Consider the following 18,296-nt stretch of genomic DNA (forward strand, 5'->3'; position numbering starts at 1 on the left):
CCCGGTACGTCCCGTCGCGAACCACCTTTAGTCTTGTGCAAAGGAGGAATGCCCATGAACCCCTCACCCGGCGTTTCCAGCAGCCATCCCTGGCCGCCATTGCCGTACAAGGAGTGGAAGGATACCTGCGAGACCCTGCACCTGTGGTCGCAGATCGTCGGAAAGGTGCGGCTGGTGCAGTCGCCGTGGCTGAACCATTCCTGGCACGTTCCGTTCTACGTCAACGCGCGCGGCATCACCACGTCGGCGATCCCCTACGGTGCGCGCAGTTTCGAAGTCCAGTTCGACTTCATCGACCATGTCCTCAGGATTTCCACCAGCGACGGCGCGGTGCGGACCATGCCGCTGCAGCCGCAGGAAGTCGCCGATTTCTACCGCGATTTCCTGACCCATCTCGCGGAGCTCGAACTGATCGTCCGCATTAACCCCAAGCCGAATGAGATGCCGGTCGCGATCCCGTTCGACGAAGACACAGTCCACGCATCCTACGACCGGGCCGCCGTCAGCCGCCTGTTCCAGGTGCTGCTCCTCTCGGACAAGGTAATGAAGGAATTCCGCGCCCGCTTCATCGGCAAGTGCAGCCCGGTTCACCTGTTCTGGGGCGGCTTCGACCTCGCCGTCACGCGCTTCTCGGGCGCGCGTGCGCCTGAACATCCCGGCGGCATCCCCAACTGCCCCGACTGGGTCACGCGTGAAGCCTATTCCCACGAAGTCAGCAGTTGCGGCTTCTGGCCGGGCAACGATGCGCTGCCGTTCCCGGTGTTCTACGCCTACGCCTATCCCGAACCGGCGGGCTTCAAGACAGCCGCGGTAAAGCCTGCCGAAGCCTATTACGAAACCAACTTCGGCGAGTTCGTGCTTCACTACGAAGCCGTGCAAAAGTCGGACAAGCCCGATGCGATGCTGCTCGACTTCTTCCAGAGCACCTATGAGGCGGCAGCCGACCTTGGCAAGTGGAACCGCAGCGAACTCGAAGCCCAGGGAGGGCTGGTCGGCAGGGTGCCCAGATGAGCCAGCCCGATGAATACATCCGATGGTTTTCAAGCCTGAGCATCGCGGATGTGCCGCTGGTCGGCGGCAAGAACGCTTCGCTGGGCGAGATGTACCGCGAACTGACGCCGCAGGGGGTAAGGGTGCCGAACGGCTTTGCCGTAACGGCTGAAGCCTACAAGACCACGCTCGACCAGGCTGCCGCATGGCCGGCCTTGCGGGAGGCGCTCGATGGCCTGAACGCGGCGGATGTCGACGACCTTGCCAGCCGCGCCCGCACCGCGCGCGAGCTGGTCTACAACGCGCCGCTGCCCGGCGCCGTGCGTACCCAGATACTGGAAGCCTACCGCCGCCTGGCCGCAGAATACGGCGACACCCTCACGGTCGCGGTGCGCAGTTCCGCCACCGCCGAGGACCTGCCCACGGCCAGCTTCGCGGGCCAGCATGAAACCTACCTCAACATCGCCGGCGAGGAACGCCTGCTCGACAGCGTACGCCAGTGCTTCGCCAGCCTGTTCAAGGACCGTGCGATCGCCTACCGGATCGAAAATGGCTTCGACCATTTCAAGGTTTTCCTGTCGGTGGGCGTCATGAAGATGGTGCGCTCCGACCTTGCGTCCAGCGGCGTGATCTTCTCGCTCGACACCGAGACGGGTTTCCGCGACGTGGTCTTCATCACCGGCGCCTACGGCCTGGGTGAGAACGTCGTGCAGGGTACGGTGGACCCGGACGAGTTCTATGTGTTCAAGCCCACGTTCAAGCAGGGACGCCGCACTGTGCTGCGGCGCAGCCTTGGCGGCAAGGAGATCATGATGGTGTACTCAGGCGCGGCCACCGGCGACACCACGCGCAACGTCCCCACGCCGGAGGCCGACCGCCAGCACTTCTGCGTCAGCGACGATGAAGTCATGCAGCTGGCCGACGCCGCCATCCGCATCGAGGAGCACTACAGCGGCAAGGCAGGCCACCCGGTGCCGATGGACGTGGAATGGGCGAAGGACGGCATCGACGGGCAGCTCTACATGGTGCAGGCCCGCCCCGAAACGGTGGCGTCGCGCCAGTCCACCGCCATGCTCGACGAGTACCAGCTTGAGCGCAAGGACAAACCGCTGGCGTCAGGGCGGGCGGTTGGCAACAAGGTCGCGGTCGGGAAGGCGCGCGTGATCAGCGACGTCGCCCACCTCAACGAATTCAAGCCTGGCGAGATCCTGGTGGCCGAAACCACCATGCCCGACTGGGGCACGGTCATGAAGACGGCGGGCGGGGTCGTCACCAACCGTGGCGGGCGGACCTGCCACGCCGCCATCGTCGCGCGCGAGATCGGCGTGCCCGCCATCGTCGGCTGCGGCAACGCCACAACGGAGATCAGGACCGGCGACGAAATCACCGTCTCCTGTGCCGAAGGCGATGTCGGAAGAGTCTACCCCGGCGCGATTCCGTTCAAGGTCACCAGCACCGACCTCTCCACCCTGCAAATGCCGGCCACCCACATGATGGTCAACATCGGCAACCCGGAAACGGCCTTCAAGACGCGCTTCCTGCCCAACGACGGCGTCGGCCTGGCGCGCATGGAATTCATTGTGGCCGAATACATCAAGGTGCACCCGATGACGCTGGTGCATCCCGAACGCATCGACGACGTCGCGGTGCACGCCACAATCGACCTGTTGTCGCGCGCATACGCGTCACCTTCCGATTACTTCGTGCGCCAGCTGTCCGAAGGCGTCGGCACCATCGCCGCTGCCTTCTATCCCAAGCCGGTCATCGTTCGCATGTCCGACTTCAAGACCAACGAATACGCCAGCCTGGTGGGCGGCGCATGGTTCGAACCGAAGGAAGAGAACCCGATGCTGGGCTTTCGCGGCGCCGCGCGCTACTCGCATCCGGCGTACGCCGAGGGTTTCGCGCTCGAATGCCGCGCCATGAAGCGGGTGCGCGAAGACATGGGCCTCACCAACGTGCGGCTGATGATCCCGTTCTGCCGCAGGGTCGGCGAGGCCGAGGACGTGCTGCAGGCGATGGCCGGGCACGGCCTGGCACGCGGCGAGAACGGGCTTGAAATATACATGATGTGCGAAATCCCCAACAACGTCATCCAGGTCGACGCCTTCGCCAAACTGTTCGACGGTTTTTCGATCGGCTCGAACGACCTTACCCAGCTGACGCTTGGCGTCGACCGCGATTCCGACATCGTGGCCTTCGACTTCGACGAGCGCGACCCCGGCGTGCTCGATATGATCCGCATGGCGATCGAAGGCGCCAAGCGCAACGGCCGCCATGTCGGCATCTGCGGCCAGGCGCCGTCCGACTATCCGGAAGTGGCGCGCTTCCTGGTGGAGCACGGCATCGACTCGATCAGCCTGAACCCGGATTCGATGATCCGCACCATCCGCGATGTGCTGGAAGTCGAGCGCAAGCTCAATATCGCGCCGCGCGCGAGTTAGGAGAATGCGATGGACAAGCCAATCTCAACCCTGATGTCACCCGACGTCACCACAGTGCGTGCCGACGACACCATCGAAGCGGTCGGCGCCACGCTGCGCAGCAGCGGCCTGACCTTCGTGCCGGTGGTCGACGCACCGGGCGACACCGTGCTGGGCATCATCAGCGCCGAAGACATCGTGCGCTTCGAGGGCGCAAAGCGCGACCCGGCCAGCGTGCGCGCATGGGAGATCTGCAGCTACAAGCCGGTGGAAGTGACGGCGGATGCTTCGGCGTGCGACGTGGCGCGCCTGATGGTCGAACGCCAGGTGCACCATGTGGTGGTCATGGACGAGGACAGCCTGGTCGGCGTGGTGTCGTCGCTCGACTACGTGAAGGAGTTCATCAAGTGACCCGTATCGCGGTGCTGACAGGCGGCGGCGACGCGCCCGGGCTGAACGCGGTGATCCGGGCCGTGGTGCTGGCCGCGGAGGGCCTGGGCTGGGAATGCCACGGCATCCGCGACGGCTTCAACGGCCTGCTGGCGCCGGCCACCTGCGTGGGCGCACCGGTGCAGCGCCTCACCGCCCACCACGTGCACGGCATCGGCCACCTGGGCGGCACCATCCTCGGCAGCACCAACCAGGGCAACCCGCTGCGTTTTCCCACCCGCGCGGCCGACGGCGCCGTCACGGAAACCGACCGCTCGGACGAGGTGGTTGCGCTGTGCGGGCGGCACGGCTTCGACGCGCTGGTGGTAGCCGGAGGCGACGGCACGATGGGCATCGCCAACGCACTGCGCCAGAAGGGCATGCGCGTGGTCGGCGTACCCAAGACCATCGACAACGACCTTGACCGCACCTTTTCCACCTTCGGATTCGACAGCGCCATCGGCTTTGCGACCGAATGCATCGACCGCCTGCACAGCACCGCCCACAGCCACCACCGCGTGATGGTCGTCGAGGTGATGGGACGCTACGCCGGCTGGATAGCGCTCCACGCCGGCATGGCGGGCGGCGCCCACGCCATCCTGATTCCCGAAATCCCGTTCGACCTCGACGCCGTCGCCGCCGCCATCCACGCGCGCGACAGCGCGGGCAGGGCGCATTCGATCGTGGTGGTGGCCGAAGGCGCGCAAATGGCGGGCGGCGCGCGCGAAATCCAGGCGCCGGCCTCCGGCGGCCACGAGGAGCGGCTGGGCGGCATCGGCGCGCGCGTGACGGCCATGCTCGAACAGCGCACCGGCAAGGACTGCCGCTCGCTGGTGCTCGGCCACCTGCTGCGCGGCGGCAGCCCCTCCGCTTTCGATCGCGTGTGCGGCTCGCGCTTCGGCGCGGCGGCGGTTCGCGCGCTGGCGGCGGGCCATGACGGCGTCATGGTCGCGCTGGGCGAAGCCGGTATCAACCTGGTGCCGCTGGCTGAAGTGGTCGGCCGCAGCAGGCGGGTCCCGGTCGATGGCGACACCGTGCTGACCGCGCGCGAACTGGGCATCTGCATGGGCGATGTGCCGCCCGGATCCTCTGCTTCCTGACCGCGGCTGGGTGGCGATGTATATCACGGCATGATATAGTTGCTGTCTTTCATGCCCGTGTTGTTACAAATGAATGATGTGATGCTGTGGCTGAGGGGCTTTGTTCCCCAGCCAGTCCTTGCGCCCTGGCGCGAACGTGCGGTTGCCTGCCTTGGCGCCTGCGCCGGGTTGTTGTTCACCGCGTGGTTCAGCCGTTTGACCTTCGGCGAGGCCAATCCCTGGTTCATCGCGCCGATGGGCGCATCGGCGGTGCTGCTGTTCGCCGTACCGGCCAGCCCGCTGGCGCAGCCATGGTCCGTCATCGGCGGCAACCTGGTGTCGGCGTTGATCGGGGTGGCATGCGCCAGCCTGGTGCCGGACAAGTCCGCGGCTGCGGCACTGGCCGTGGCGCTGGCGATCTGCGCGATGTTCGCGCTGCGTTGCCTGCACCCGCCCGGCGGCGCCGTCGCCTTTACCGCCGTGATGGGCGGCCCGGCTGTTCATGAGCTGGGTTACCGCTTCGCCCTGTCGCCGGTAACGGTCAATTCGCTGTTCCTGGTCGCCGCGGCACTGGTGCTCAACAACCTGTTGCGCCACCATCGCTATCCGCACCCGGCGTACCCGCCGGGCAACCGCCACGGCGCGACCGACCGCGCGCCGGCCGAGCGCCTCGGTTTCAACCGGGCTGACCTCGACGCCGCGCTGAAGGACCACGACGAACTGCTCGACGTCAGCGAGTACGACCTCGAACAGATCTTCCGCGACGTCGAACTGCGCGCCTGGCGCAGGCGTTCCGGCGGCGCGCGCTGCAAGGACATCATGGCGCGAGACGTGATCGTGGCGAGGCCGGAGATGACGCCCGCCGGCGCGTGGATGCTGCTCGACCGGCACGAACTGCGTGCGCTCCCAGTCGTGAACGAGCACAGGGAGATTGTCGGCATCATCACCTTGCGCGACCTGATCGCGTCGCCTGACGCCAATCCGCCGCAACTGGTGACGCAGCCCTTCGTATCCGACGTGATGTCGCGCGGCATGCAGGTCACCAGCCCGGAGCAGACCGTGGCCGAACTGGTGCCGCTGTTTTCGGACGAGGGCTTCCATCACCTGCCCGTCGTCGACGCCAGCCGCCGGGTGGTCGGCATGGTCACGCAATCGGACATCATCGCGGCGATGTTCCGCGACAAACTTGAATCGGCGGGCCGCGCATGACCGGCCCCCAGCTTCCCGCTGAACTGCGCAAGGGCGACTACGAGGCCCTGGCCGACTTCCGCTACCAGATCCGCCGCTACCTGCGCTTCAGCGAAACGATCAGCCACCAGCACGGCATCACGGTGCTGCAGTACCTGCTGCTGTTGCAGCTGAAGGGCTATCCCGGACGCGAATGGGCCACCATCGCGGAGCTGGCCGAGCGCCTGCAGGCGCACCACCACGGCGTGGTCACGCTGGTCACGCGCTGCGAAGAGGTGGGCCTGGTCGAACGGCGCAAGGGGGAAGGCGACCGGCGCGTGGTGCAAGTGGTGCTGCTGCCGAAGGGCGAAGAGCTGCTGGCCCGCCTCGCGCTGCTGCACCGGGAACAACTGCTCCACCTCGGCGACGAGCTCGCGGTCCCAAGTGCCGCGGTCTTCATGCAGGACGATAAGGCCTGAGCGGCGCAAGGATGGTCGCCCGCGCGCTAGAATGGACGGCGGCACCACTCGCTGGAGTACCCATGGAAATCGAACTCAAGCTGCTGCTGGAGCCGGCCGATGCCGACGCGCTGCGGCGGCATCCGATGCTGGCGCAGTACGCCGCCGCACCGGCCCGCGAACAGCAGCTTTCCGACACCTACTACGACACGCCCGCCCAGGATTTCAGGCAGGGTGGCGCCGGCCTGCGCGTGCGCCGCGTCGGCACGGAGTGGATTCAAACGCTCAAAGGGGGCGGCGACGCCGGCGCGGGCCTGCACCGGCGGCAGGAATGGGAGTCGGCGGTGGTCGGCCCCGAACCCGACCTGGCTGCGCTGCGCAAGTTGGTAGGCCGCAAGGATGCCTGCGGCGATCTGCTGCGCGCCCCAGGCACCGCTGCGAGGCTGGCCCCGGTGTTCCGCACCGAGGTGACGCGCACCGTCTGGGACCTCGTGCTCCCCGGCGGCGACACCGTCGAACTGGCGCTCGACCAGGGCAAGCTGGAAGCCGGCGGAGCGACGGCGGCGGTCAGCGAAATCGAACTGGAACTCAAGTCCGGCGATGCGGTCCGGCTATTCGACTTCGCCCTCGCGCTGCAGCAGCAGGTGCACCTGCGCGTGGCATCAAGCAGCAAGGCCGAACGCGGCTATGCGTTGGGGCAGGCGCTGCCTCATCAGCCAGTAAAAGCCAGCCCGGTAAAACTGTCGCGCAAGGACAGCGTGGAGAAAGCCTTTCGAACGATTGCCGCCAACTGCGTGGCCCAGATCCACGCCAATTCCGCGGGGGTGGCCGACGCCTACGACGAGGAAAGCCTGCACCAGATGCGCGTCGGCCTGCGGCGCTTGCGTTCGGCCCGCGGCGTGTTCGGGAAGGTGCTGCAGCTGCCGCCGGCGCTGTCGGCGGAGCTGGACTGGCTGGCGTACGAACTTGGCCATGCGCGCGACTGGGACGTGATGGCGGGCTCCACCCTGCCTTCGATCGAGGACGGCATGCCGCCCTGCCGTATGTTGTCCGACGTGATCCACGCCGCCCGCGAGACCGGCCAGGGCGCGCGGGCGGCGGCAACGGACGCGGCCAGGTCGCAGCGCTACACGCGCCTGATGCTGTCGCTGGGCCGCTGGTTGTACGGGAAAGGCTGGCGCCAGCAGGTGCCGGCGCGCGCCCGGCTCGATGTGCCGGCCAGGCGTGTCGCCGCCACCGTGCTGCGCCGCGCCGATAACAAGCTGCGAAAGCGCGGCAAGGCCCTGGCCGGCGGTACGCCGGAAGCGCGCCACCGCACGCGCATCGCGGCGAAGAAAATGCGCTACGCCAGCGAGTTCTTCGCATCGTTGTATAGCGGCAAGCAGGTGAAGTCCTTCGTCAAGGCGCTGACCGGGCTGCAGGATGAACTGGGGTTGCTGAATGACGCCGTGGTGGCCGAAACGCTGCTCGCGAAAGTGGAAGACGCCCACCCCGGCCTGGCCGGCCCGCTCGCCATGGTGCGCACGGCGCTGCGGCAGCGCGCGGACGATACTACGCAGGCGCAAAAGGCATGGAAGCGTTTTGCCAAGGCCAGGCTGCCGCGCTGACGTGGCTTACCTGCGTGGCTGGTCCAGCACCGAACTGCCGGCCAGTTCCATGCGCAGTTCCTGTGCCACCTGGCGGCGTATCTTTTCCGATACAAATCCCCCGACTTCGACCTTCACGCCGCGCGATTCCAGCCCGATCAGGGTGTGGCGCCGCGTGGGCGGCATGATGCGTGTCCAGTACGGATCGAGCCGCACCTGCTCCACGCTGCCGGCCTGGATCCGCTCGATCAGCAGGCAGCCGTCGCTGAGCGCGATGTGCTCGTGGTCGGTGGCGTGGCGCGCGTAGTGCAGCAGCGCCAGCGCGACAGCGCCGCTTTCCAGCGCCGCATAGGCAAGCACCACCCAGAACCCGTTCAGCGCGAACGGGGCGGCGATGATGAAGGTGAACAGGCACAGGAAACCGTAGGCATAAGCCGCCTGGCGCGGAGACATCGAACAGTTCCGCTTCAACAGCCATTCGTGCGTGGTGGAGGCCATGGCTTCAGGGACATCAAGGCGTACGTCCCAGTATAAGCCCGGCGGCATGCGCGGCAGCGCACAGATGGCTCGGTGCGCGCGGAAATCAGGCCGGCGGACCGAGGCGGGCGGTGGCGCCGTCCACGAAGGTGGCGGAATACACGCGCCGCTCCGGCGTGGCGTTGCCGTCGGCAACAAGGCCGAGCAGGAGGGCGGCGGCGGCCTGCGCCATGCTGTGCAGCGGCTGGCGCATCGTGGTCAGCTTGTAGCTGATCCAGCGCGAGGCGGCAATGCCGTCGAAACCCGCGACCGACAGGCGGCCCGGCACGTCGAGGCGGAAGTCATGGCGCGCGGTGTCGATGCAGCCGATCGCCATCAGGTCGTTGGCGCAGATGACCGCGTCGGGCACCCCGCCGAAGCGGTCGATGATCTCGCGCAGCCCGCGCGCGCCGCTGGCGTAGTCGAAATTGCCTTCGACCGACAGCGGCAGTGCCAGGCCCAGCTCTGCCAGCCGGGTTGCCACGCCATGCTTGCGCTGCTGTGCGGCGGTCGAATGGGCGGGGCCGTCGATCATGGCAAAGCGCTTGTGGCCGGCGGCGGCCAGGCGCGTCACCATCGCGCGGGCGGCTTCTTCCTGGTCGCAGACGACGGCATTGACGGTGCGGTCGGCCAGGTTGCGGTTGAACAGCACCAGCGGCACGCTGCGGCGTTCGAATTCGGCCACCTGGGCGGCCGACAGGCGCACGGCGACGATCGCGCCGTCCACCTGGTGCTGCCACACTTCGGCCAGGGTCTGGTCGATGCCGGCCTCGGTCGGCAGGTTGAACAGGATGATATGCATGCCGCGCAGGCTGAATTGCCGGCTCAGCTCGGTCAGGATGTCGGGATAGTTCAGGCCTACCGTGTCGGACAGGATCACGGCCACCAAGTTGGAGCGGCGGGTGATCAGGCTGCGCGCGGCGGCGTTGGGAGTGTAGTCGAGGCTGCGCGCCGCTTCCATCACGCGCGCGTAGGTCGCCTTCGAGACGCTGGCGCCCGGCTTGAAGCAGCGCGACACGGCCGATTGCGACACGCCGGCCAGCATCGCCACGTCGTAGGACGTGACGCGCCGCGATTCGCGGTGAATCAGGGCCTTGATGTCGGCGATGGTGTTGCTGAGGGGCGGCGTTGATTTGGTCATCACGGGAAAGTGGCTGGGCATCCCTAACGGCGGAATGCCCAGTTTAGCCTAATAACTTTCCTTATGGCAATAAATATCCACAAGGAAACACCAGCGGGTGCACGTCCAGTTCGCAAAAGCGGCTTGGGGCGGCCATTAATCTGGTAACATACCGCCCCTCTTGAACAGGAAGGGTCACATGGCAATTGCTTGCGGGGTCGATTTCGGCACCTCCAACTCCACCGTCGGCTGGATCGGCCATGAAACCGCCGGGCCGGGGAGCGCCTTGCTGCCCCTGGAAGAGGGCAAGGCGACGCTGCCGTCCGTGGTGTTCTTCAACGCCGAGGACGAGGAAGTCAGCTACGGCCGCGCCGCGCTGGCGGGCTACCTGGCCGGCTACGAAGGCCGGCTGATGCGCTCGCTCAAGAGCCTGCTCGGTACCAGCCTGATCGACGGCCAGACCGAAGTGGCCGGCCGCGCACTGCCGTTCCGCATGCTGCTGGCCCAGTTCATCGGCGAGGTCAAGCGCCGCGCCGAGGAATCCTCGGGACGCGGCTTCACATCCGCCGTCTTCGGCCGTCCGGTTTACTTCATCGACGACAATCCCGATGCCGACCGCCTGGCCGAGGACACGCTGGCCGAGGTGGCCCGCTCGGTCGGCTTCAGGCACGTCGCCTTCCAGTACGAGCCGATCGCGGCCGCGTTCGACTACGAATCCCAGATCAGCCGCGAAGAGCTGGTGCTCATCTGCGACATCGGCGGCGGCACCTCCGACTTTTCGCTGGTGCGCCTGTCGCCGGACCGCGCCTTGCGCGCCGAACGCCGCGACGACATCCTGGCCACCGGCGGCGTCCACATCGGCGGCACCGACTTCGACAAATACCTGAGCCTGGACGCGGCCATGCCGCTGCTCGGCTACAAGAGCCTGCTGAAAAACAACAGCGAGATCCCGTCCAGCTACTATTTCAACCTGGCGACCTGGCACACGATCAACCAGGCCTACACCCGCAAGGCGATGGCCCAGCTCGACGACCTGGTGCGCGACGCCCGCGAGCCGGACAAGATGCGCACCCTGCAGGCCCTGATCGAAGACCGTGCCGGCCACTGGCTGGCGATGAAGATGGAAGAGGGCAAGATCGCCCTGTCAGGGGCCGCCACCGCGGAGTTGGAACTGGACCGGCTGTCGCCGCCGCACACCGTGCACCTGCAGCGGGCGCTGTTCGAGGCCGCCACCGGCCACCTGGTTGGCGCCTGCGAGCAATCAGTGCACAAGCTGCTGCAGGATGCCGGCATCGGTGCCGAAGCCGTGGATACTGTATTCTTCACCGGCGGCTCCAGTGGTGTGCCGATGCTGCGCGAACGCCTCGGTGCGCTGGTGCCCAAGGCACGCAAGGTCGAGGGTGACCTGTTCGGCAGCATCGGCGCCGGCCTCGCGCTCGATGCTGTACGTAAATTCGGATAGGCTCATGATTCAAAAACCAATCGTCATGATCGACTTCGAGACTACCGGCTTGTCGCCGGCGATGGGCGACCGCGTGACCGAAGTGGCGGCGCTGCGGGTGGTTGGCGGCCGAGTCACCGAGCGCTACGTCTCCCTGATCAATTGCGGCGTGCGCATCCCGGCCTTCATCACCTCGCTTACCGGCATCAGCCAGGACATGGTCGACAACGCGCCGCCGGTATCAACCGTGTTCCCGGAACTGCTCGATTTCATCGGCACCGACATGTTGTCGGCCCACAATGCCAGCTTCGACGAGAAATTCCTCAAGGCCGAGGCCGAACGGCTCGGCCTGTCCACGGGACATGCCGGCCTGGTCTGTTCGCTGAAGCTGTCGCGCCGGGTGTTCCCCGGCATGCCGAGCTACAAGCTGGGTACCCTGTCCGGCCAGCTTGGCATCCGCTTCCGCAGCGCCGCCCACCGGGCCGAGTCGGATGCGGAAGTGGCGGCAGAAGTGCTGAGCGACATCGGCCGCCACCTGGGTTCGACGTACCGGCTGCCGTCGGTCGAACCGCAGCTGCTGGTATCGGTCAACAAGCTGAGCGCCGCGAAAGTGCCCGCGTATTTGCATAAATACGCGCAAGAAAATAACACTTCACAATCCGCGTGATCGCATTACAATGTCGGCCATGTTGAGCCGCCGGTCCATGTTCCGCGTATTGCTGTCGCTTCTGCTGCTGATCTCGCAGCAGATGGCGTTCGCGCATGCGCTGACGCATCTGACCGGTTCGTTGCATGAACCTGGCGCGCGCCATCACCAGCAACATGGCAAGAGCCTGTCGGCCGCTGTCGCCCAGGATCAGTCCTGCGACCACTGCCTGGCGCTGGCGCAGCTGGGCGCGCCGCTGGGCAGCACGCCGCGCACCTTTGCCGCCGGCGACAACGGCGCCACCGCCTTCATCTCCACCGATACCGGCTCGCACTGCGCCGCCACCGTCTGCGGATTCAATCCGCGCGCACCTCCTCAAGCCTGACAGCAAGTCGTTTCACCAGCACATCCTGTGGCCGCTCGCGGCCCCGGCGTGCTCGCCTGTCAAAAACATTAGCTTGAGGAAGTCCATGAAAGTCCAACGTACGCTGCTCGCCAGCGCGGTATTGTCCGCGCTCGCGCCAATCTCCCATGCCCAGACCGCCGCCCCGGCGCCTGATGCCGCGCCCATCCAGAAGGTAGTCGTCACCGCCACCCCGTTCGGTACCGGGGAAGGCGAACAGATCCTCGCCCCCGCCAAGGTGCTGGCCGGCGACGAACTGCGCGAAAAAGTCGGCAGCTCGCTCGGCGAAACGCTGTCGCAGGAACTGGGCGTGTCCGCTTCCGGCTTCGGCGCCGGCGCGTCGCGACCGATCATCCGCGGCCTGGAAGGGGCGCGCGTCAAGATGATGGAAAACGGCATGGCCGTGTCCGACGTCTCCGGCCTGTCCAATGACCACGCGGTCGCGGCAGAGGGCGCGGTGGCGCGCCAGATCGAGATCCTGCGCGGACCGGCCGCGTTGCTGTACGGCTCGGGCGCTATCGGCGGCCTGGTCAATGTCGTCAGCGAACGCATCCCGACCCACCTCGAGCCTAAGACGGTGGGCCAGGCCGAAGTGCGCTACGGCACGGTCGACAATTCGCGCAATGCTTCCGGCTCTATCGACGGCGCCAGCGGCATGATCGGCTTCCACATCGACGGCAACGTGCGCCGCGGCCATGACTACAAGATCCCCGGCGCGCACGCGCTGGGCGACCCGGCGTCGGAGCGTGGTCGCCTTGCCAATTCGTTCACCGAACAGGAAACCGCTGGCGTCGGCGCGTCGCTGATCGGCAAGCGGGGCCATGTCGGCGCGTCGGTATCGCTGCTGGACAGCCTGTACGGCATTCCGAGCGGCGAGGGCGCACGCATCGACCAGTCGCAGACCCGCTACGACATCGACAGCCTGCTCAATGCGCCCTTGCCGGGCTTCGAGACTTTCAAGTTCAAGCTGGGCTACACCGACTACGGCCACGAGGAGATCGGCGCGGATGGCGCCACTGAAGTCGCCTTCTCCAACCGTGCGCTGGAATCGCGCTGGGAACTGGCGCACAAGCCGGTGGCCGGCATGCACGGCACCGTCGGCATGCAGACCGAAAACACCCACTACTCCGCCGCCAGCGAGCACGGCCACGTCACGGTGCCGCCAACCCATTCGACCTCGGTGGCGGGCTTCCTGGTCGAGGAGCGCGACTTCGGCCCGGTGCGCATGAATGCCGGCGTGCGCCTCGAAAACGTCAAGCGCCGTCCGCTCGGCCATCCGAAGCGCGACTTCGACCTGACCTCGTACTCGGTGGGCGGCATGCATGAGTTCGCAAAGGGCTACAGCGCGGGCGTGACCCTGTCGGTCGCCCAGCGCGCGCCGTCGGCGGAAGAACTGTATTCGGAGGGCCCGCACCACGCGACCGAAACCTTCGACATCGGCAACGCCACCTTCACCAAGGAAACCTCGCACAACATCGAACTGAGCCTGCAGAAAACCAGCGGCCTGTTGCGCTGGAAGGCCAACCTGTTCAAGAACAAGGTGAAGGACTTCGTGTTCGGCCACATCACCGGCGACATCGTTGAGGACGAGGGCGAGGAGCTGCGCGAACGCATCTTCGAGCAGGCCGACGCCAGCATCCACGGCGCCGAGGCCGAGATCGGCTACAACCAGCACGGCCAGGGCCTGTCGCTGCGCGCCTTTGCGGACATGTCCCGCGGCAAGCTGGACCGCGGCGGCAGCCTGCCGCTGCAGCCGGCCAGCCGTGCCGGCATCGACGCCGGCTACCGTACCGGAGCCATAAGGGCCGGCATGTCGCTGGTGCGCGCATCGACGCAGGACCGCCTGGCCAGCTTCGAGGAAACCGTGACGCCGGGCTACACCCAGCTCAACGCCAACATCTCGTACACCCAGCGCATGAAGGAGCATGACCTGACCTGGTTCCTGCTCGCGAAGAACCTGCTGGACGAAGATATCCGGTTGTCGACCTCGCTGTTGAAGGACATCGCGCCGCTGCCGGGCCGTAACTTTGTGTTCGGCGTGCGCACCAAGTTCTGATCCCCGCGCGGGCTTTACTTTCCCGCCGAAATGAACCCCGTTGTGAGAGATCATTCCGGGGTTTTTTTACGCCGGCACGCCGTGCGCCGCCGGTCGCACGCTTGTGCGCAGTCAAACCGGCAGGCACCTCGCGAATTAAGCTTTTATCAATAGTTCATAGCCCGCCTGGCGCAAGGCGCCTCCCCAGTCCTGCATGGTCAACGGCACGCGTGCCCGAGGATGACAATGAACCGCCAGAATATCTCTCGAGAACACTACCAGACCTATGTCTGGTTCCGGCACGCGGCCGAAGCGGGGAACGCCTACGCACAGTTCAATCTCGGGCTGATGTACAAGAAAGGCGACGGCATCGAGCGCGATTACGCGCGCGCCTTCCGCTGGCTGCGCCAGGCCGCGCTGCAGGGGCTGGCCTTCGCCCAGAACCATCTCGGCGCGCTGTACTACAACGGCCGCGGCGTGCAAAAAAGCGATGTCGAGGCAGTGTACTGGTTTCGCCACGCCGCCGAACAGGGCGACCCCTCGGCCCAGCAGAACCTGGGCCAGATGTACAAGAAAGGCCGCGGCGTCGAGCAAAGCCCCGAACTGGCGCTGGCCTGGTTCTACCGTGCGGCGGAGCAGGGCGTGGCCAGCGCGCAAAGCCTGCTGGCCGAATGCTACCTGCACGGGCGCGGCGCCCCCGTCAATTATCCGTTGGCGATGGCCTGGTTCCGCAAGGCGGCGGTACAGGGCGACGCACTGGCCCAGCTTCATCTCGGCCTGATGTACAAGCGTGGGTTCGGGGTCGAGGCCAGCGCAGCCCAGGCCTTGTGCTGGTTTCGCCAGGCCGCCGCGCAAGGCTGTGCCGGCGCCCAGCGCGAGCTGGGGCTTGCCTATGCCGACGGCCTCGGCGTGCGCAGCGATGCGCTGCGCGCCTGTGCCTGGCTGCAGCGCGCCGCCGACCAGGGCGACAAGGAATCGCAGTACAAGCTGGGCACGATGCTGGCCAACGGCCAGGGCGTCGAGCGCGACGAGGCGCGCGCCCTGGTCTGGTATCAGCGCGCGGCCGAGCATGGCCACGTGATGGCGCAGTACAACCTCGGCAGCATGTACGCCAACGGCCGCGGCGCCGCGCGCGACGAAGCCAGGGCGCTCGACTGGTACCGCAAGGCGGCCGAGCAGGGCGCACCCAACGCCCAGTTCAACCTCGGCGTCATCTACGCGACCGGGCAGGGCGTGCCGAAAGACGAGGTGCAGGCCTCCCAGTGGTACCGCACCGCCGCCGAGCAGGGCGACCCCAGCGCCCAGAACAACCTCGGCGTCATGTACGCAAACGGGCAGGGCGTGCCGCAGGACGACGCCATGGCGGTCTACTGGTACGGCCAGGCCGCCGAGCAGGGCCACGCGCTGGCCCAGTACAATCTGGGCGGCATGTACGGAAGTGGGCGCGGGGTGCCGCGCGACGCGGTGCGCCAGTACATGTGGATGCTGCTGGCGGCCGACGCCGGCGATCAGACCGCCAGCGCCAACAAGAGCATCGTGGCGCGCCGCCTGACCCCGGCCGAGATCGGCTCGGCGCTCGACCTGTCGCGCCGCTGGGTAATGGAACACGGCAAGCTCAGCCATATTGACCACAGCCGCCCCTAGGCTTCCTTGTAATTACGCCATTAATGCGACCCCATCCGGAGGTCGCCATCCGCATTATTTCGCGCTATCATCCTGTCGGCAATCCAGCCTCACGATTCCTCACCGAAAGATGCCAATACCTATGCAAATGAGACATGCATCCATTCTCGTCGGCCTGCTCGCCGCCATCGGCGCGCCTGCAATGGCGCAAAACGCCTGCACGCCGGCCGGAACCACCGTCACCTATCCGGTGACCAGGACAGTGGACCAGCAGGACAACTACCACGGCACCACCATTGCCGACCCGTACCGCTGGCTGGAAGACGCCAACAGCGCCGAGACCAAGGAATGGGTCGACGCGCAGAACAAGGTCACGCAAGCCTGGCTGGGCCAGATTCCCGAGCGCGCCAGCATTCGCGAACGCCTGACCAAGCTGTGGAACTACGAGCGCTACTCCGTCCCGACCAAGGAAGGCGGCCGCTATTTCTACAGCCGCAATGACGGCCTGCAGCCGCAGTCGGTGCTGTACACCATGAAAAAACTGAGCGACACGCCGCGCGTGCTGCTCGACCCGAACACCTTGGCCGCCGACGGCACCGTCGCGCTGGCAGGCGCCGCGGTCAGCCCTGACGGCAAGCTGCTCGCCTATGGCACCGCCGCATCCGGCTCCGACTGGAACGAATGGAAGGTGCGCGACATCGAAACCGGCAAGGACCTGGACGACCTCCTGAAGTGGGTCAAGTTCTCCGCCACCGCCTGGACCAAGGACGGCAAGGGCTTCTTCTACAGCCGCTACGACGAGCCGAAGGAAGCGACCAAGCTGGCCGACGTCAACTACTTCCAGAAGCTGTACTACCACAAGGTCGGCACCCCGCAGAGCGCCGACACGCTGGTGTACGACCGTCCCGACCAGAAGGAGTGGGGCTTCCGCGCCGAAGTCACCGACGACGGCAAGTACCTCCTGATCACCGCCACCAAGGGCACTGCGCCGAAGTACCGCGTGTTCTACAAGGACCTGTCGCGCACCGATTCCAAGGTCATGGAACTGGTGAACGAGTTCGAAGCCTCGTACGACTTCATCGACAACGACGGTCCGGTGATGTACTTCGTCACTGACAAGAACGCACCGCGCAAGCGCATCGTCGCAATCGACACCCGCAAGCCTGCGGAAGCCAACTGGAAGGTCATCGTGCCTGAAAGTGCGCAGACCCTGGTCGAAGCTAGCCTGCTGAACAACCAGCTGGTTACCGAATACCTGGCCGACGCGCGCAGCATGGTCAAGGTCTTCGACCTGAAAGGCAAGGCCGTACGCGAGATCGCACTGCCGGGCATCGGTTCGGCGGGCGGCTTCAACGGCAAGCGCAAGGACGGCGAGACCTTCTACTCGTTCGCCGGCTTCACCAACCCAACCACGATCTACCGTCTCGACATGAAGAGCGGCAAGAGCACGGTGTTCCGCCAGCCGAAGGTCGATTTCGACCCGAGCCAGTACGAGACCCGCCAGCAGTTCTACACCAGCCGCGACGGCACAAAAGTACCGATGTTCATCGTGTCGAAGAAGGGCCTGAAGCTGGACGGCAGCAACCCGACCTACCTGTACGGCTACGGCGGCTTCAACATCTCGCTGACCCCATCGTTCTCGCCGGCCAATCTGGCCTGGATGGAAATGGGCGGCGTGTACGTGGTGGCCAACCTGCGCGGCGGCGGCGAGTACGGCGAACAGTGGCACGCTGCGGGCACCAAGCTGCAGAAGCAGAACGTGTTCGACGACTTCATCGGCGCTGCTGAATGGCTGGTCGCGAACAAGGTGACCTCGCCATCGAAGCTGGCGATCGGCGGCGGCTCTAACGGCGGCCTGCTGGTAGGCGCGGCGGTGACCCAGCGTCCGGAACTGTTCGGCGCGGCGATCCCGCAAGTGGGCGTGATGGACATGCTGCGCTTCCACAAGTTCACGATCGGGTGGGCCTGGACCTCGGACTACGGCTCGTCGGAGAACGCGGACGAGTTCAAGGCCCTGGTCAAGTACTCGCCGCTGCACAACCTGAAGACTGGCAGCTGCTACCCGGCGACGATGGTCACGACGGCTGACCACGACGACCGCGTTGTGCCTGCGCACAGCTTCAAGTTCGCCGCAGCAGCACAGGCCGCGCAAGCAGCCGGCGGTTCGCCGATCCTGATCCGCATCGACACCAAGGCGGGTCACGGCGCCGGCAAGCCGACCGCGAAGGTAATCGAAGAAGTCGCCGACCGCTGGGGCTTCCTGGCCCGCGCGCTGAAGATGACTGAGCCTGCGAAAGTCGCAGCCCAGTAATCGAAGCCGCAATAGACAAAAAAAGCGCACGGTCGAAAGCCCGTGCGCTTTTTTTATGTTCGATTAGAA

15 protein-coding genes are annotated in these 18,296 nt (G+C 66.2%); 13 read left to right on the forward strand and 2 right to left on the reverse strand.

Annotated features, from left to right (window positions below; genetic code table 11):
- Window positions 1-54 precede the first annotated feature (54 nt).
- The 7 genes from D3872_RS15825 (at window position 55) to D3872_RS15855 (ending at window position 8,153) form a co-directional block, all read left to right on the forward strand.
- The gene (locus tag D3872_RS15825; RefSeq protein WP_119811710.1) at window positions 55-1,011 is read left to right on the forward strand and encodes a DUF5996 family protein; all 957 of its coding nucleotides are present in this window, start codon (window positions 55-57) and stop codon (window positions 1,009-1,011) included.
- Window positions 1,008-3,434, forward strand: coding sequence for a phosphoenolpyruvate synthase (gene ppsA / locus D3872_RS15830; protein WP_119811711.1), 2,427 nt, complete (start codon window positions 1,008-1,010; stop codon window positions 3,432-3,434). Before D3872_RS15825 ends, ppsA begins: the two co-directional genes overlap by 4 nt.
- Before the next feature lie 9 nt (window positions 3,435-3,443).
- Window positions 3,444-3,824, forward strand: coding sequence for a CBS domain-containing protein (locus D3872_RS26055; RefSeq protein WP_119811712.1), 381 nt, complete (start codon window positions 3,444-3,446; stop codon window positions 3,822-3,824).
- Window positions 3,821-4,942: a 6-phosphofructokinase gene (locus tag D3872_RS15840; RefSeq protein WP_220476946.1), complete on the forward strand. Its 1,122-nt coding sequence runs from the start codon at window positions 3,821-3,823 to the stop codon at window positions 4,940-4,942. Before D3872_RS26055 ends, D3872_RS15840 begins: the two co-directional genes overlap by 4 nt.
- A gap of 81 nt (window positions 4,943-5,023) precedes the next feature.
- Complete coding sequence (locus tag D3872_RS15845) at window positions 5,024-6,130, forward strand: HPP family protein (RefSeq protein ID WP_229459356.1); 1,107 nt, start codon at window positions 5,024-5,026, stop codon at window positions 6,128-6,130.
- Window positions 6,127-6,567, forward strand: coding sequence for a MarR family transcriptional regulator (locus D3872_RS15850; RefSeq protein ID WP_119811715.1), 441 nt, complete (start codon window positions 6,127-6,129; stop codon window positions 6,565-6,567). Before D3872_RS15845 ends, D3872_RS15850 begins: the two co-directional genes overlap by 4 nt.
- A gap of 62 nt (window positions 6,568-6,629) precedes the next feature.
- Window positions 6,630-8,153, forward strand: a complete 1,524-nt coding sequence (locus D3872_RS15855; RefSeq protein ID WP_182915824.1) for a CYTH and CHAD domain-containing protein — start codon at window positions 6,630-6,632, stop codon at window positions 8,151-8,153.
- 6 nt (window positions 8,154-8,159) lie between these two features.
- Here the strand turns inward: D3872_RS15855 and D3872_RS15860 are convergent, their stop codons facing one another.
- Complete coding sequence (locus D3872_RS15860; protein WP_307719438.1) at window positions 8,160-8,678, reverse strand: DUF2244 domain-containing protein; 519 nt, start codon at window positions 8,676-8,678, stop codon at window positions 8,160-8,162.
- Window positions 8,679-8,715: 37 nt separating this feature from the next.
- On the reverse strand, window positions 8,716-9,789 hold the full coding sequence (locus D3872_RS15865; protein WP_119811718.1) for a LacI family DNA-binding transcriptional regulator: 1,074 nt from the start codon (window positions 9,787-9,789) through the stop codon (window positions 8,716-8,718).
- A gap of 178 nt (window positions 9,790-9,967) precedes the next feature.
- Here D3872_RS15865 and D3872_RS15870 point away from each other — a divergent pair, with 178 nt between their 5' ends.
- The 6 genes from D3872_RS15870 (at window position 9,968) to D3872_RS15895 (ending at window position 18,227) form a co-directional block, all read left to right on the forward strand.
- On the forward strand, window positions 9,968-11,230 hold the full coding sequence (locus tag D3872_RS15870; RefSeq protein WP_119811719.1) for an Hsp70 family protein: 1,263 nt from the start codon (window positions 9,968-9,970) through the stop codon (window positions 11,228-11,230).
- Window positions 11,231-11,234: 4 nt separating this feature from the next.
- Window positions 11,235-11,876, forward strand: a complete 642-nt coding sequence (locus D3872_RS15875) for a 3'-5' exonuclease (RefSeq protein WP_119811720.1) — start codon at window positions 11,235-11,237, stop codon at window positions 11,874-11,876.
- 37 nt (window positions 11,877-11,913) lie between these two features.
- A complete protein-coding gene (locus tag D3872_RS15880; RefSeq protein ID WP_119811721.1) occupies window positions 11,914-12,240 on the forward strand; it encodes a DUF2946 family protein in 327 nt (108 codons plus the stop codon).
- A gap of 85 nt (window positions 12,241-12,325) precedes the next feature.
- A complete protein-coding gene (locus D3872_RS15885; RefSeq protein WP_119811722.1) occupies window positions 12,326-14,314 on the forward strand; it encodes a TonB-dependent receptor in 1,989 nt (662 codons plus the stop codon).
- A 225-nt stretch (window positions 14,315-14,539) separates the two neighbouring features.
- Window positions 14,540-15,937 (forward strand): tetratricopeptide repeat protein, encoded by a 1,398-nt coding sequence (locus D3872_RS15890; protein WP_119811723.1) that lies wholly within the window; start codon window positions 14,540-14,542, stop codon window positions 15,935-15,937.
- A gap of 121 nt (window positions 15,938-16,058) precedes the next feature.
- Complete coding sequence (locus D3872_RS15895; protein ID WP_119811724.1) at window positions 16,059-18,227, forward strand: prolyl oligopeptidase family serine peptidase; 2,169 nt, start codon at window positions 16,059-16,061, stop codon at window positions 18,225-18,227.
- Window positions 18,228-18,296: the final 69 nt, after the last annotated feature.

This window comes from Massilia cavernae (assembly GCF_003590855.1).
Taxonomy (GTDB): Bacteria; Pseudomonadota; Gammaproteobacteria; order Burkholderiales; family Burkholderiaceae_D; genus Telluria_A; species Telluria_A cavernae.